This is a genomic window from Roseovarius indicus, from assembly GCF_008728195.1.
In the GTDB taxonomy this organism is placed as follows: domain Bacteria; phylum Pseudomonadota; class Alphaproteobacteria; order Rhodobacterales; family Rhodobacteraceae; genus Roseovarius; species Roseovarius indicus.
Genome location: NZ_CP031598.1, coordinates 1,784,077 through 1,797,169, shown reverse-complemented (window position 1 = coordinate 1,797,169; position 13,093 = coordinate 1,784,077). Strand labels below are relative to the sequence as shown.

The 13,093-nt window shown below is 63.7% G+C and carries 13 protein-coding genes and 1 tRNA gene; 4 read left to right on the top strand and 10 right to left on the bottom strand.

Features of this window, described 5'->3' with window-relative positions:
- Positions 1–40: 40 nt before the first annotated feature.
- The 7 genes from RIdsm_RS08260 to RIdsm_RS08230 are packed head-to-tail and all read right to left on the bottom strand — an operon-like array spanning position 41 to position 6,364.
- Complete coding sequence (locus RIdsm_RS08260) at positions 41–970, bottom strand: AEC family transporter (RefSeq protein ID WP_057814138.1); 930 nt, start codon at positions 968–970, stop codon at positions 41–43.
- Positions 971–974: 4 nt separating this feature from the next.
- Positions 975–1,772, bottom strand: coding sequence for an MBL fold metallo-hydrolase (locus tag RIdsm_RS08255; RefSeq protein WP_057814141.1), 798 nt, complete (start codon positions 1,770–1,772; stop codon positions 975–977).
- Complete coding sequence (locus RIdsm_RS08250) at positions 1,769–2,560, bottom strand: TatD family hydrolase (protein WP_057814143.1); 792 nt, start codon at positions 2,558–2,560, stop codon at positions 1,769–1,771. Before RIdsm_RS08250 ends, RIdsm_RS08255 begins: the two co-directional genes overlap by 4 nt.
- Positions 2,561–2,566: 6 nt before the next feature.
- The gene (locus tag RIdsm_RS08245; RefSeq protein ID WP_057814145.1) at positions 2,567–3,688 is read right to left on the bottom strand and encodes a DNA polymerase III subunit delta'; all 1,122 of its coding nucleotides are present in this window, start codon (positions 3,686–3,688) and stop codon (positions 2,567–2,569) included.
- Complete coding sequence (gene tmk / locus RIdsm_RS08240) at positions 3,685–4,311, bottom strand: dTMP kinase (RefSeq protein ID WP_057814147.1); 627 nt, start codon at positions 4,309–4,311, stop codon at positions 3,685–3,687. The genes RIdsm_RS08245 and tmk overlap by 4 nt, the downstream gene beginning before the upstream one ends.
- On the bottom strand, positions 4,308–5,474 hold the full coding sequence (locus RIdsm_RS08235; protein WP_057814148.1) for a D-alanyl-D-alanine carboxypeptidase family protein: 1,167 nt from the start codon (positions 5,472–5,474) through the stop codon (positions 4,308–4,310). The genes tmk and RIdsm_RS08235 overlap by 4 nt, the downstream gene beginning before the upstream one ends.
- Before the next feature lie 11 nt (positions 5,475–5,485).
- The gene (locus tag RIdsm_RS08230; protein WP_057814150.1) at positions 5,486–6,364 is read right to left on the bottom strand and encodes an SPOR domain-containing protein; all 879 of its coding nucleotides are present in this window, start codon (positions 6,362–6,364) and stop codon (positions 5,486–5,488) included.
- A 221-nt stretch (positions 6,365–6,585) separates the two neighbouring features.
- On the opposite strand from RIdsm_RS08230, the gene RIdsm_RS08225 reads away from it, so the two are divergent.
- Positions 6,586–6,675: transfer RNA gene (locus RIdsm_RS08225), tRNA-Ser, on the top strand.
- A gap of 354 nt (positions 6,676–7,029) precedes the next feature.
- On the opposite strand, the gene RIdsm_RS08220 is transcribed toward RIdsm_RS08225, so the two are convergent.
- The 3 genes from RIdsm_RS08220 to RIdsm_RS08210 are packed head-to-tail and all read right to left on the bottom strand — an operon-like array spanning position 7,030 to position 9,373.
- The gene (locus tag RIdsm_RS08220; RefSeq protein WP_057814152.1) at positions 7,030–8,700 is read right to left on the bottom strand and encodes a recombinase family protein; all 1,671 of its coding nucleotides are present in this window, start codon (positions 8,698–8,700) and stop codon (positions 7,030–7,032) included.
- Positions 8,697–9,104: a DUF2924 domain-containing protein gene (locus RIdsm_RS08215; RefSeq protein WP_057814154.1), complete on the bottom strand. Its 408-nt coding sequence runs from the start codon at positions 9,102–9,104 to the stop codon at positions 8,697–8,699. The genes RIdsm_RS08220 and RIdsm_RS08215 overlap by 4 nt, the downstream gene beginning before the upstream one ends.
- A complete protein-coding gene (locus RIdsm_RS08210; protein WP_057814155.1) occupies positions 9,104–9,373 on the bottom strand; it encodes a DUF3489 domain-containing protein in 270 nt (89 codons plus the stop codon). The genes RIdsm_RS08215 and RIdsm_RS08210 overlap by 1 nt, the downstream gene beginning before the upstream one ends.
- A 443-nt stretch (positions 9,374–9,816) precedes the next feature.
- Here RIdsm_RS08210 and RIdsm_RS08205 point away from each other — a divergent pair, with 443 nt between their 5' ends.
- The 3 genes from RIdsm_RS08205 to terL are packed head-to-tail and all read left to right on the top strand — an operon-like array spanning position 9,817 to position 13,086.
- The gene (locus RIdsm_RS08205; protein ID WP_057814157.1) at positions 9,817–11,196 is read left to right on the top strand and encodes a site-specific DNA-methyltransferase; all 1,380 of its coding nucleotides are present in this window, start codon (positions 9,817–9,819) and stop codon (positions 11,194–11,196) included.
- A complete protein-coding gene (locus tag RIdsm_RS08200; protein ID WP_057814162.1) occupies positions 11,183–11,611 on the top strand; it encodes a DUF5681 domain-containing protein in 429 nt (142 codons plus the stop codon). The genes RIdsm_RS08205 and RIdsm_RS08200 overlap by 14 nt, the downstream gene beginning before the upstream one ends.
- Positions 11,608–13,086: a phage terminase large subunit gene (terL, locus tag RIdsm_RS08195; RefSeq protein WP_057814164.1), complete on the top strand. Its 1,479-nt coding sequence runs from the start codon at positions 11,608–11,610 to the stop codon at positions 13,084–13,086. Before RIdsm_RS08200 ends, terL begins: the two co-directional genes overlap by 4 nt.
- Positions 13,087–13,093 lie beyond the last annotated feature (7 nt).

The following is a 13,093-nucleotide window of genomic DNA, read 5'->3' as shown; positions in this document are numbered from 1 at the left end:
CGAAGTCTTAAGGAAGGTCTGTTACGAAGCCCCCTGCCCCTTACGGCAGGAAGCTCAGCCAGACCCAGGCGGTCAAAATGGTTAACGCAGTGGCGACCAGCACGGTCGTCGCAGCCACGCGCATGGCGCGGCCATACATCGAGGCGAAGATATAGGCGTTCACCCCCGGCGCCATCGCTGCCGTCAGAACGGCCGAGCGTGTGGGCTCCACCGGCAGGCTCAGCGCCAGGCCCATGCTGCGGGTGATCGTCGGGTGAATGACCAATGAAATAAGGCAGGCATATAGCACGATCCGGAAATCGCCCTCGGCCTTGTAGCTTGCCAGCACGCCCCCCATCCCGAAGATCGCCGCCGGCAGCGCGGCCCGCACCATCAGGTCAAGCGCATCGTTCAGCACGCCGGGCAGCGTCACACCGGAGAAGTTAACGATGAACCCCGCCCCGATCCCGAGGATCAGCGCGTTCGAGAACATCGATTTCACCACCCGCTTGACCACGCCGAAACCCGCCTGCCCCTTGGCGCGCACGATCTCCATCACCGAGATCCCGATGCCGTAGCAGATCGGCGAATGCATCGCGATGATGGCGAAATTCGCCTCCAGCGCATCGGCGCCATAGGCCCGTTCGGTCAGCGGAAGCCCCAGCAGGACCGAGTTTGAGAACAGGCAGATGAACCCGATGACAACCGAATCCTCCCAGTCCCGCCGGAACAGGAACCGCGCCCCGAACAGCCCCAGCGTGAACCCGGCCAGGGCGCCGGCATAGAAGCTGACAAGAAGCCGCCAGTCGAAGCTCTGGCCGAGGTCCAGCCGCGCGATGGCGGTGAACAGAAGACAGGGAATGGCAAAGCTCTGCGAAAATTTCGTCAGCCCGTCGACACCCGCCTGGCTGAACCATCCCCGCCAGACCGCCAGGTAACCGAACCCGATGACCAGGAAGACCGGAAGGATGACATCAATAAGCGCCTGCAAGGGCCTAGTCCGTATAGGTAATCACCATGCCGTCATAGGCAGGGGTGATATGCTCGGGCGTCTCGTCCGCCACGGTCTGGTAATCCAGGTCGATATGCATGTTGGTCAGCACCGCCCGGCGCGGCGCGGCGCGGCCGATCCACTCAAGCGACTGTTCCAGGTGCGAATGGGTCGGGTGCGGCGTGCGGCGCAGCGCGTCGAGCACCCAGCAATCGAGCCCCTCCAGCGCGGCCCAGCTTTCCTCGGGGATCTCCGCCACGTCCGGCAGGTAGGCCAGCTCGCCGATCCGGAAGCCCAGCGCATCGATCGAGCCGTGGTTCACCTTGAACGGCCGCAGCGTCACCGCCCCGCCGGCCCCCTCGACCGTGATGTCGCCTTTGATGGTGTGCATCTCGAGGATCGGTGGATAAGGCGAGCCCTCAGGTTGCATGAAGGCATATCCGAAGCGGGAATAAAGCGTGTTCTGCGTGTCGCCATCGGCCCAGACCGGCACCCGCTGCTTCATGTTGAAGACGATCATCCGCAGGTCGTCGAGCCCGTGCACGTGGTCGGCGTGGTCATGGGTGTAGACGACCGCATCCAACTCGCCCACGCCCGCGCCCAGAAGCTGGCTGCGCAGGTCGGGCGAGGTGTCGATCAGCACCCGGGTCGTGCCCCCCTCGCCTTCCCGCTCGATCAGCATCGAACAGCGGCGGCGGTTGTTCTTCGGGTTTTCCGGGTCGCAATCGCCCCAGTTGTTGCCCAGCCGCGGCACCCCGCCGGACGACCCGCAGCCCAGGATGGTAAAGCGCGTTTCGGTCATGCGGCGGCCTTCCAGAAGAGGCGCCGGAAATTCGCCTGTGTCTGCGCCGCGAAATCGGGCCAGTCCATGCCGAACACCTCGGCTCCCACCTTGGCGGTGTGCACGGTATAGGAGGGCTCGTTCCGCTTGCCGCGATAGGGCGGCGGCGCAAGATAGGGCGCGTCGGTTTCGACAAGGATCCGGTCGGCCGGCGCGGCGGCAAAGATATCCCGCAGCTCCTGGCTTTTCGGGAAGGCGGCGATGCCCGACATCGATAGGTAGAACCCCAGCTCCAGCGCCGATTTCGCCAGCGCGGCCCCGGAAGAAAAGCAATGCATGACACAGGAATAGGCGCCGTTCCTGTACTCGTCGGTCAGGATGCGGGCCATGTCCTCGTCGGCATCGCGGGAATGGATGATGAGCGGCAAGCCGGTCTCGCGCGCGGCGGCGATATGGACGTGCAGGCTTTCCTTCTGCACCTCCGCGCTTTCCGCGGTGTAATGGTAATCGAGCCCCGTCTCGCCGATGCCCACGAATTTCGGATGTTCTGCCAGCTTCACCAGCTCGTCGACCGTCGCCATCGGCTCGTCGGCGGCGCTCATCGGGTGGGTGCCGGCGGCGTAGAAGACGGGGTCATAGGCCTCGGCGATCGCCCGCACCTGCGGCTCCAGCCGCAGCTTGGTGCAGATCGTGACCATCTTCGTGACGCCGGCCTCGACCGCGCGGTTAACGATATCGTCACGCTCTTCGTCGAACGTGTCGAAGTCGAGATGGCAATGGCTGTCGGTGATCGCGACGGGGTCGGACATGAAACCTCAGGCTCTGGCACAGTTTTGCAGCTTGAAGACCGTATCAAGCACCAAGGCGGCAGGGTCAAGGTTCACCGCCCGGCCATGGCGCGCGCGTTCGCCGATCTCCTGCGCCAGCGCCGCCCAGGCGCGCGCCTGGTGGGGCCCGGGCGCGAGGCGGGTCAGCATCTCGGCCTCGCCTTTCGCGGCCTCGGGCGGGGCCGTGCCGGTGGCGCCCGTGCGGGCCAGCCGGGCCAGCATCAGGTCGGTCAGGCCGAAAAGCAGGTCGAGCTTGTCCTCCGCCCCGCGCGCCGCCGCGGCCTGTGCCAGCGCATTGGCCTTGGGCCGGTCAAGCCGCGGCAGGCTGGCCGCCAATCCGACCAGCTCTTCATAAAGTTTTAACCCTTCGAGGTTCAGCAGCCGCACCGCCTCCCCCACCGACCCGCCGGAGAGCTCGGCAATCGCCTCGGTCTCCGTGCCCGGCTCCACCCCGGCCTGCCGCAGCGCGGCGGCCATATCCTCGGTCGAGAGCGGCACCAGCCGCAGGTCGCGGCACCGTGACCGGATCGTCGGCAGAAGCTTGGCGGGCTGGTGGCTGATCAGCAGCAGCGTCGTTCTTGCCGGCGGCTCCTCAAGCATCTTCAGCAGGGCGTTGGCGGCCTGTGTGTTCATCTCGTCGGCACTGTCGATGATCACCACGCGCCGCCCGCCCTCGGTCGCCGACATGTGCAGGAAGCGGTTCAAATCACGCACATTTTCCGCGATGATCATGTCGCGCAGGCGGCCTGTCTTTTCGTTGACCCTGCGGGTGATGTGGTACAGCCCCGGGTCGGACCCGGCCAGCAGGCGCCTTGCGACCGGATGATCCTCGGGCACGTCGAGCGTATCGGGCACGGGCGGTGCATCGCCGAACAGCCCGCCCTCGTCGGCCTCGGGCGTGGCCAGCAGGAACCGTGCGATCTTCCACGCCAGCGTGGCCTTGCCCACCCCGCGCGGGCCGGTCAGCAACCAGCCATGATGCATGCGGCCCGAGTTGAACGCGGTCAGGAACGCCTGCTCGGCGGGTTTTTGACCATATAATTCAGGCGTCTCCCGCGGATGCGGGGCGCCGGCGATCTGATCGGGTCTGGCTGTGGAGTCGTCGCTCATCTGAGGCGCGAGGTTACGACGCCCAGGATATCCTGTGCAACCTGCTCGGGCGCCCGCGCGCCGTCGATGACGGTGATCCGGTCGGGAAAGTCGCCCGCAAGCTCCAGGAACCCGGCCCGCATCCGCGCCTGAAGGTCGGTACCGAAGCTTTCGAAGCGCTCTTCGCTGCCCTTGCGCGACAGCGCCCGGTCAAGCCCCGCCTGCGGGTCGAGGTCGATCAGCAGGGTCAGGTCGGGCTCGCGCTTGATCATCAGGTCATGCAGGCTGTCGACCATCTCGCGGCCCTCGGCACTGCGCAGGCCCTGGTACATGCGGGTGCTGTCGGCGAAGCGGTCGCAAATGACGATCTCTCCGCGTGCCAGCGCCGGCTCGATCACCCGCTCCAGATGGTCCCGCCGCGCGGCGGTAAAGAGCAGGATCTCGGTCTCGGCCGACCAGCGATCGGGGTCGCCTTCCAGCAGAAGCTTGCGGATTTCCTCGGCCCCGGGGCTGCCGCCCGGCTCGCGCGTCAGATGCACGACATGCCCCTGCCCGCGCAGCGCCTCGGCCAGCAGCCGCGCCTGTGTCGACTTGCCCGAACCGTCTATCCCTTCAAGCGTGATGAACCGGGCACCGCCACTCAAAGCTGGCCCTCGGGGCCCTGCCTCAGCCGATTCAGAAGCAGCCCCGACACCGTCTTGAGCCTGACGAGAAAGCCCCCCGACGGCACGTCGTTGGCGGCATAGAGCGGCACGCTCTTCTCGGGCAGGCCTTCGGGGGCGAAAACAAGCTGGGCCAGCTCGTCACCCTTCGCCACCGGCGCGTGAACCGGGCCGGTATAGACCACCTCGGCCTGCACCTCTTCATCGGACAGCACCGGCAGCAAGGCCGATACATCCTCGCCCGGCACCAGCCCGACGCTGTCGGCCTGACCCATCCAGACATCGGCCATGGCAACCTGCGTGTCGGCCTTGACCACCGATTTCTGCACGAACTGGCGGAAGGCCCAGGTGACCAGCGCCTCGGCCTCCTCGGCGCGCTGGCCGGCCGTCTGCAGGCCCGAGACCACCACGATCACCCGGCGGTCGCCCTGCTTGGCCGACCCGACAAGGCCATAACCCGCCCGCTCGGTGTGCCCGGTCTTGAGGCCGTCGGCGCCAATGCCAAGCCGCAGAAGCGGGTTGCGGTTCTGCGTGTTCTGCGGGGCGCGCCCATCGAAGGAATACTCGGTCTCGGCGAACATCGGGTAGAATTCCGGGAAATCCTCGATGATGTGCCGGGCCAGAAGCGCAAGGTCACGCACGCTCATCAGGTGGCCCGCCGCGGGCCAGCCGTTGGAATTCTGGAAGGTGGAGCTGGTCATCCCCAGCTGCTGGGCGCGCTGGGTCATGAAGCGGGCAAAGCCGGCCTCGGTGCCGTTGGGGCTCAGCGCCTCGGCGATCACGGCACAGGCGTCGTTCCCCGACAGCACGATGATGCCGCGCAGCAGGTCTTCGACGGTCACCCGGTCGGTGGTGTCGAGAAACATGGTCGAGCCGCCATAGCTCATGGCGTGCTCGGAGACCGGCAGCTTTTCGTCGAGCGACAGCCGCCCGTCACGGATCGCCTCGAACGCCACGTAGAGCGTCATCAGCTTCGACATCGAGGCAGGCGGCAGCGGCGTATCGGCGTTCTTGTCCAGCAGCACGGTGCCGGTCGTCATGTCCATCACATAGGCGGCCTTGGCCTGGGTGTCGAAGGCGCGCGCCGGCAGCGCCAGCAGGACGATCAGAACGATGTGCGACAGGAGTAGGGTCAGACGAGGCATAGGGATCAGCTTCAGTTTGTTACGGGATAGGCATCCGCGAACCCGACGCCCTTGACCTTGCGCAGCAGCGCGCTGCGCTCGGCCTTGTTGGCGGCGGGGCCCACGATGACGCGCCAGAAGGTCTTGCCCTTGGCGCTCTGTTTCTTGACGGTCGGCACCATGCCGTTCTGGCGCATGGCCTCGGCAGTGTTGAGGGCGTTCTCCTCGACGCTGAAGATGCCGATCTGCAGGTAGGGCTTGTCGAGAGACGAGGTTTGCGGCGGCTTGGGTTTCGGTTCCGGCGTGGGCGGCGTGGCCTCGGCCTCCTCGATCGCGGCGGTCGCGGTCGAGACCGGATCGAGCGTGGTCGCCTCGACGCTCTCGGGCGCCGTCAGATCGGTCGCGGGCGCCTCGGCCACCTCTTCCGCATCGGTGGGCTGCGCTTCGCGGCGCAGGGCCGTCACGTTGAGCTGCGCCGGGGCGCCGGCCAGCATGCCCAGCGCCGACGCGGCATCCGACGACACCTGGATCGACGGGCCCGGGTTGTTGCGCTCGCGGCGGAACAGCGCCCCGATCACGAACTTGGAATTCTTGGTGTTGCGGATGATGACCCGCTCGGGCTCCTTCACGTCGGGGTGCGCCACCCAGACGCCGCCCAGCGAGGGCCGGCCGTCCCACAGCCCGCTATCGGTGACCTGGAAGACTTCCGGCGCCTCGACATCGCGTTCGACCAGCTTGGTGGTCGAGGTGTCCTGCATGTCCGCCGCCTCGGCCGTGTCGGCCTTGGGCTTGAGAAAGCCGAACGTGCCGCCCTCCGTGCCTTCGCCGCAGCCGCCAAGGGCCAGCCCGCCGGCCAGGGCGATCGCCGTGCCCGCCCTCAATAGCCTGCGCCCTTCTGTATGATACGCCATCCCAAGTTCCTTGCCTGTCGCGGCGCGTTGATCTGCGCCCTCCCGGTTTTTCCGGATTTTCTCGCCTTCCGCCCCACGCGCACCCCGCGCACAGGCCGCTCTTGCCGCAGTCTAGCGCCAGTTCGGACACAAGAAAAGTGCGCCGCGCGCTCCTTGGCGAAATTCCCCTGCAACTCGCACCTTTCAGAATCGCGCAGGCCCCCTTAAGGAGGTCCGGACCCGGAGGAGTGGCAGAGTGGTCGATTGCACCGGTCTTGAAAACCGGCGTACGTGAAAGCGTACCGTGGGTTCGAATCCCACCTCCTCCGCCACCCACCCCAGTCTCATTTCCCGTGTACGGTTTTCCCGCGTTTTCAGCCGCAATTCCCGCTGGATACGAGCTGGGCATTCGAAGTGAGACGCACCGTATCTCCCCATTTCCCCTGGATCATAGCCCGCGTCTCAGTTGGCCATTTGGCGCGGTTCGGTTTTAGAGAGATTTCCCTGATAACACTCGATTTACAGGGTATTGAGAGAGATTGGGCATATGCGCCCAAGACGAAACCACTGCAAAACAATACCTTAAGGCGTCATTTCCCTACAAACAGAACAGGGAAACGTTTCAGGCTAACAGGGAATTTTCAGGGAGGATCAGGGAGATTGGATCGCGTATCAGGGACGGCCTGTTACGCGCCGATTCCAAGCAATCTCTCCTGCTCAGTCCAGTCGAGCGGGATCTGCATGCGCACCAGTTTTTCAAGCGTCAGATTGGCTGGCTGCTTGCCATCGAAAATCGCCGTCTGGATCGACGGCGCCAGGAACGCGAGCTGCGCCCGTGTTCGAATGTAGGCCTCGGTCACTTTTTCACGGCGGGCAATCTGCGAGATCGGCATGCCCTTCTGGAGGTCTGCCGCCCATTTATGGCCCTTGGCCAATCCACGAATAAGCGTGCGGTCCGGTCCGGACAGGATCTCGCCGGTGACGATTCGCGCTTCCACACCTCGCCGTCGCATCGTGAATGGAGCCTCGATGGACAGGATCGCCTCGGATATGTCTTCGGGAGCCATTTCCAGAAGGGCCGCAATTTCATCACGGTCAAGCTGTATCTTGAGACGATCCTTTCCAAGCTGCCCCTCAGTGACGAGCGTCTTGAGAAGCTGGGCATCTCCGCTTCGAAAGCGTTGAACAAGATCGTCCACTTTGCGCGAGGTTTCGTCCGCCGCCTCCAGGTCGGGAGCCGCGAGCAGGGTATGACGGCGCATGGCGTCTTCGAGATGTTTTGCGACCGTGGTGGCAACCGAGTTCTCGAACTGCTGGGCCGGTAGCCGCCAACCGTTCGCCTTGTCGCCCCCGGAGAGAAGCCGGTTCGAGACATAGTAGCGGATCCGCCGACCGCCCTTGCTCGCATGCGATGGCGTCAGGCGGTCGCCGGTCTGGTCGCGGAACTTGCCCGTGAGCGGCGCAGATCTGGTCGCGCTCCCCTGCGCTTTGCTTCTCGATCTTGGCCTGACACTCGCGTCCTGCAGCTTGGCCTGCACCCGGTCCCACAACTCGTCAACGATGATGGCCGCATGCTGTCCGTCAAACACCTTGTCCTTGTGGCGGATTCGGCCGACGTAAATTGGATTGCAGAGAATGTGGTGGATCTGGCCCCGGGACAGCGAGCCGCCGCCCTGCACCCGGCCCGTCGAGAAGACATGCCGCTTGGAACGCAGACCGCGGCGGTCAGCTTCCTGCTCGACAGCCCGGAGACAGCCAAGTTCGTCGTAGAGATCATAAAGGGTTTCGACCGTGCCACGCTCGCCCTCGTTGATGACGAGGCTGCGGGTGTTGGGATCGGGATGCGCGTTGTAGCCAAGGGGCGGCACGCCGCCCATCCAGAGGCCGCGCTTCTTCGAGGCCGCGATCTTGTCGCGGATGCGTTCCGCCGTCACTTCACGCTCGAACTGGGCAAAGCTCAAGAGCATGTTGAGCGTGAGCCGGCCCATCGACGAGGAGGTGTTAAAGGCTTGTGTGACCGACACGAAGGAACACCCGGCGGCCTCGAACCGGTCCACCAGTTTGGCGAAGTCCGAGAGCGAGCGCGTCAGCCGGTCAATCTTGTAGACCACGATCATGTCGATGCGCCCGGCATCGACGTCCTCCATCAGCTGCGTGAGCGCCGGACGTTCCAGCGTGCCGCCCGATACGCCACCATCGTCATAGCGGGCGGGAAGCATACTCCAGCCTTCGCCCCGTTGGCTCGCGATATAGGCCGCACAGGCTTCATGTTGCGCATCAAGCGAGTTGAACTCCTGGTCGAGCCCATCCTCGGTGGACTTGCGGGTATAGATGGCGCACCGGATTTTCCTGGTCATCCCCCTGCCCTCCCATTGAGCCCAAAGAAGCGCGGACCGGACCAATGGGCGCCGGTGATCTCGCGCGCGATGGCCGAAAGCGAGCGCCAGCTTTGGTCGCGCCAGCGGAACCCCTGCTCGGTGACGTCGACGACGTGGGTGACGCCATTCCACTCCCGCAGGAGCCGACCGCCCGGTTGCAGACCCGTACTTCGCTTGGGCGCATCGCCTCCGGCTGCCCGTTCCAGCTTCGCCACGAACCCTTTGGGCAGACCGCCCTGTGCCCGTGACTGCATTTCGAATGCCAGCGTCCGCCGCAGGAACGGTCGGCTCAGGCTCTTTGGCGGCGGACCACCGAAGTGGTCCTGCCAGAGCGCGATGAGCTGCGGGCGGTCCATCGTTTCGATCTCGGATACCGCAACCATCACTGCGCCTCTGCGGCTGCGGTGATCCGATAGATCGATTTGCCGTCCTCATTCTTCGTGCGGTCGATCACATCGCCGGCCTTGCGCAGGCCGCTGAGCGCGGCCCGCACCGTGTGCGATTGCCAGCCCGTCATCTTGCAGAGCTCATCAAGGCCGGCTCCGTCTGCGCGTTGGAGCATCTCGCGCACCAGCGCGGTCTTCGACTTCCGTGGTGTATCCGTCTTCGGCTTTGATACTCGCGATTTGCGGGTCTTTGCGGTGTTGGTCATGTTGGTCTCCCGGTTTGCGGGCCAACCTCATGTCGGCCCTGCTACCGAGAGGAGCCCGATCCATGTATCGGGCGCAGAGACAGCAACGCTTCCTGTGGCGCAGAAGTCCAGCGGAATGTCATGGACAGTATCTTCTCACCAGACAAATAATCGCTCAGGTTGGATACCCCTAATTCTTTGTCAACGCTGCATTTTTTCAAATTTACCTCTTGCCAGATCGGGATCAACTCGTTACCTATCCACCATCGCCGTACGCCGTCTTGCACGCGCGATACTTCACAGTTTGGCAGAATACCCACTGGCCCCTCGTGGCCGACAGGGAGCAGCCTCAACCAGGAGCCGGATCGCAAGGTCCGAAGCGCCGTTGAGCTGCTCTGTTCCGTCTCCGGATCCTGGTTTCCCGCAACCGCCCCCTTGGGGTTCGTGAAACTCAGGAGACATGTATGTCCCATCCTAAACCCAGAAAGAAACCGGCCAAGGCACCGGCGACCACCGCCCTGCCCATTGACCGGCTGAAGCCCTACGCGCGCAACGCGCGGCAGCACAGCGACAAGCAGATCGATCTCATTGCCCGGTCGATCCGGGAGTTCGGGTTCAACAACCCCGTACTCATTGACCGCGACCGCGCGATCGTGGCCGGCCACGGTCGGTTCGAGGCCGCCAAGCGGCTCAAGCTCGAGACCGTTCCGACCGTCCAACTCGATCACCTGACCGACGCCCAGATCAAGGCCTACCGGATCGCCGACAACCGCATTGCCGAACTCTCCGACTGGGACGACGAGATCCTGCGGTTCGAGATCCTGGACCTCAGCGATCTCGACCTTGCCGGTGAACTCGAGTGTGATCTCACGCTCACCGGGTTCGATACGCCGGAGCTCGACATCATTCTCGGCGACGCTCCGACAGAGGATGACACCGAAGACAAGGAAACGGTCGATGAACCGGATCCGCAGGCAGGCCCTGTCACCTGTCCCGGGGAGATCTGGCAGCTGGGCCGGCATCGCATCCTATGCGGCAATGCGCTTGAGCCGTCCGCCTATTCCGCGCTCATGGGCGAGGATACCGCGCGGATGATCTTCACCGATCCGCCTTACAACGTGCCGATCAATGGTCACGTGCGTATGGGTGACACCGGCACCCACCGTGACTTTGCCATGGGCGTTGGCGAGATGAGCGACGCGGAATTCCGCGACTTCCTGCGGGCCTTCATCCGCCAGAGCATGGCTCACGTCATGGATGGCGGGATCTGCATGATCTGCATGGACTGGCGCCACCTGGCCGATTTGATCGATGCCGGCAAGGCGGAAGGCTTGTCGCTCATCAATCTCTGCGTCTGGAACAAGACCAATGGCGGCATGGGCAGCCTTTACCGCTCGAAGCACGAGATGGTCTGCATCTTCAAGAAAGGCGACGTGGGCCATATCAACAATGTCGAGCTCGGCCGTCACGGCCGCTACCGGACCAACGTCTGGGACTACGCCGGCGTCAATACGTTCCGCAAAGGCCGTAGCGAGGATCTCGTCGATCACCCCACGGTCAAGCCGACCGCGCTCGTTGCCGATGCCATCCGGGACGTGAGCCACCGCGGCGAGATCGTGCTCGATCCTTTCTGCGGATCGGGCGCCACGGTGCTCGCCGCTGAGAAGGCGGGCCGCTCTGCCCGCGCGATCGAGCTCGACCCGCTTTACGTCGACGTGGCGATCCGCCGGTGGCAGGCGCTGACCGGCGAGACGGCCACTCACCTTGAGACCGGCGAGACCTTCGCCGACCGCGAAGACGCGACGAACTCCAACGAAGATGAGCAGACCCATGACGACCAGTGACGATGACAAGGACTACGAGGTGGGCTACGGCAAACCGCCGAAGCACAGCCAGTTCAAGAAAGGCCAGTCGGGCAATCCCAAGGGTCGGCCGAAGGGGTCGAAGAACGTCGCGACCATTTTCCGAGAGCGTCTCTTCAGTACGGTTAACATCAAGGAAAACGGACGCCGCAAGCAGATTACAATGATCGAAGCGTTGTTCCGCACTTTGCTCAAGTCCGGGCTTGAAGGCGACGCCCGGGCGCAAGACCGGCTGATCAAACTCCTCCCCTTGGCGGATGCTGATGCGTCAGATGCTGAGCAAGACGCACAGATCGTACGGACCGACCAAACGGACGAAGATGTCCTGCGTTATTTTTTCGAGGTCGGTGGCAAGGGCTTGTTTGACGCCGACGACGATGAGGGAGAGCACCAATGACGTTTCAGGCTCCCGAGCTTGGCGCCCAGGCAGCGACAGCCCTCTATCGGAAAAACCTTTTTGCGTTTGTGTGGAAGGCCTTCGAGACCCTGCACCAGGGTGAAGAGGACCAGTTCGTTCCTGCCTGGCACGTGCAAGCCATGTGTCACGAGCTTGACCATTTGCTCTCCGGCAAAAATACCCGACTGGTCATCAACGTGCCGCCGCGCCATCTCAAGTCGATCACCGTCGCCGTGGCCTTGTCTGCCTTTATCCTTGGCCATTATCCCAGCGCCAAGATCATTGTGGCAAGCTACGGCCTGGACCTCGCGCGGATCCACTCCGAAGCCTGCCGAAGGATCATGGAGTCGGACTGGTACAAGCGTGTGTTTCCTGGGACGCGCCTCGCTGCCAAGGGCAACTCGGCCTACGATTTCCGCACGACCAAAGGGGGCGGCCGCAAGGCCGTTTCCATCAGCGGCGCCGTCACGGGGTTCGGGGCGGACTACATCATCATCGATGATCTTCTGAAAGCTCAGGACGCGGCATCCGAAACGGAGCTGGAGAGGGCCAGAATCTACATCGAGGAGACCCTGCTGACCCGGTTCAACAATCCCAGCGAAGGTCGTGTTGCGATGATTGCCCAACGTCTCCACGAGATGGACCCGCCCGGCTATCTGCTCGAAAAGGGCACGTATCGGCATTTGAATCTCACGGCCATTGCCGAGCAGGACGAACAAATTGCCATCGGTGTGGGGCAGGTTCACCTGCGCAAGACAGGCGAGGCATTGTTCCCCGAGAGGATGGATCTCGAAACCCTTGAGCGTATGCGCAAGGAACTGGGGACCACGACGTTCAACTGTCAGTATCAGCAAAACCCGATCGCGCCCGACGGCTCGCCCCTTCGCTGGGAGTGGTTCGGCAGCTACGAGGAGCACTTGTCGCGCAATGACTATGAACTGGTGGTCCAAAGCTGGGATACCGGCATGTCGTCTGACCCGGGATCGGATTACTCGGTTTGCACGACCTGGGGGTTTCGTGAGCGCCGCTGGTACTTGTTGCACGTCTTCCGCGACCAGTTGGATTTTCCCGAGCTCAAGCAAAAGGCGTTCAGGCTCTGTGACGACTGGCAAGTCGACCGCGTACTGATCGAGGACGCGGCCAGCGGGAAACCCTTGCTGCAGGAATTTGGGGTGAACGACTACAGGCAGGCCGTGTCGATCAAGCCAGAGCATGACAAGGAAGTCCGTTTCAATGCGGCCTGCGCTCCGGTCGAAGAAGGGAACGTTTACCTGCCGGTTGACGCGCCGTGGCTCAAAACCTTCAAACGCGAGCTCCAGAGTTTCCCCAGGGGAAAATGGGATGACCAGGTGGACAGTTTCAGCCAGTTCCTGAACTGGACCAAGGGGTATGGGTTTCGCCGGGCCCTCGGTCGTCGTCACCCGATCAATGTCGAGCGCCAGAAACGCAATTTGAAAAGGCCGGTCCGCAAGTAACCGAACG

Excerpts from the sequence above, each read along its gene's own strand:
- RIdsm_RS08255 (WP_057814141.1), bottom strand. The coding sequence starts at position 1,772 with ATGACCGAAACGCGCTTTACCATCCTGGGCTGCGGGTCGTCCGGCGGG.
- RIdsm_RS08250 (WP_057814143.1), bottom strand. The coding sequence starts at position 2,560 with ATGTCCGACCCCGTCGCGATCACCGACAGCCATTGCCATCTCGACTTC.
- RIdsm_RS08245 (WP_057814145.1), bottom strand. The coding sequence starts at position 3,688 with ATGAGCGACGACTCCACAGCCAGACCCGATCAGATCGCCGGCGCCCCG.
- RIdsm_RS08235 (WP_057814148.1), bottom strand. The coding sequence starts at position 5,474 with ATGCCTCGTCTGACCCTACTCCTGTCGCACATCGTTCTGATCGTCCTG.
- RIdsm_RS08230 (WP_057814150.1), bottom strand. The coding sequence starts at position 6,364 with ATGGCGTATCATACAGAAGGGCGCAGGCTATTGAGGGCGGGCACGGCG.
- RIdsm_RS08220 (WP_057814152.1), bottom strand. The coding sequence starts at position 8,700 with ATGACCAGGAAAATCCGGTGCGCCATCTATACCCGCAAGTCCACCGAG.
- RIdsm_RS08215 (WP_057814154.1), bottom strand. The coding sequence starts at position 9,104 with ATGGTTGCGGTATCCGAGATCGAAACGATGGACCGCCCGCAGCTCATC.
- RIdsm_RS08210 (WP_057814155.1), bottom strand. The coding sequence starts at position 9,373 with ATGACCAACACCGCAAAGACCCGCAAATCGCGAGTATCAAAGCCGAAG.
- RIdsm_RS08205 (WP_057814157.1), top strand. The coding sequence starts at position 9,817 with ATGTCCCATCCTAAACCCAGAAAGAAACCGGCCAAGGCACCGGCGACC.
- RIdsm_RS08200 (WP_057814162.1), top strand. The coding sequence starts at position 11,183 with ATGACGACCAGTGACGATGACAAGGACTACGAGGTGGGCTACGGCAAA.
- terL (WP_057814164.1), top strand. The coding sequence starts at position 11,608 with ATGACGTTTCAGGCTCCCGAGCTTGGCGCCCAGGCAGCGACAGCCCTC.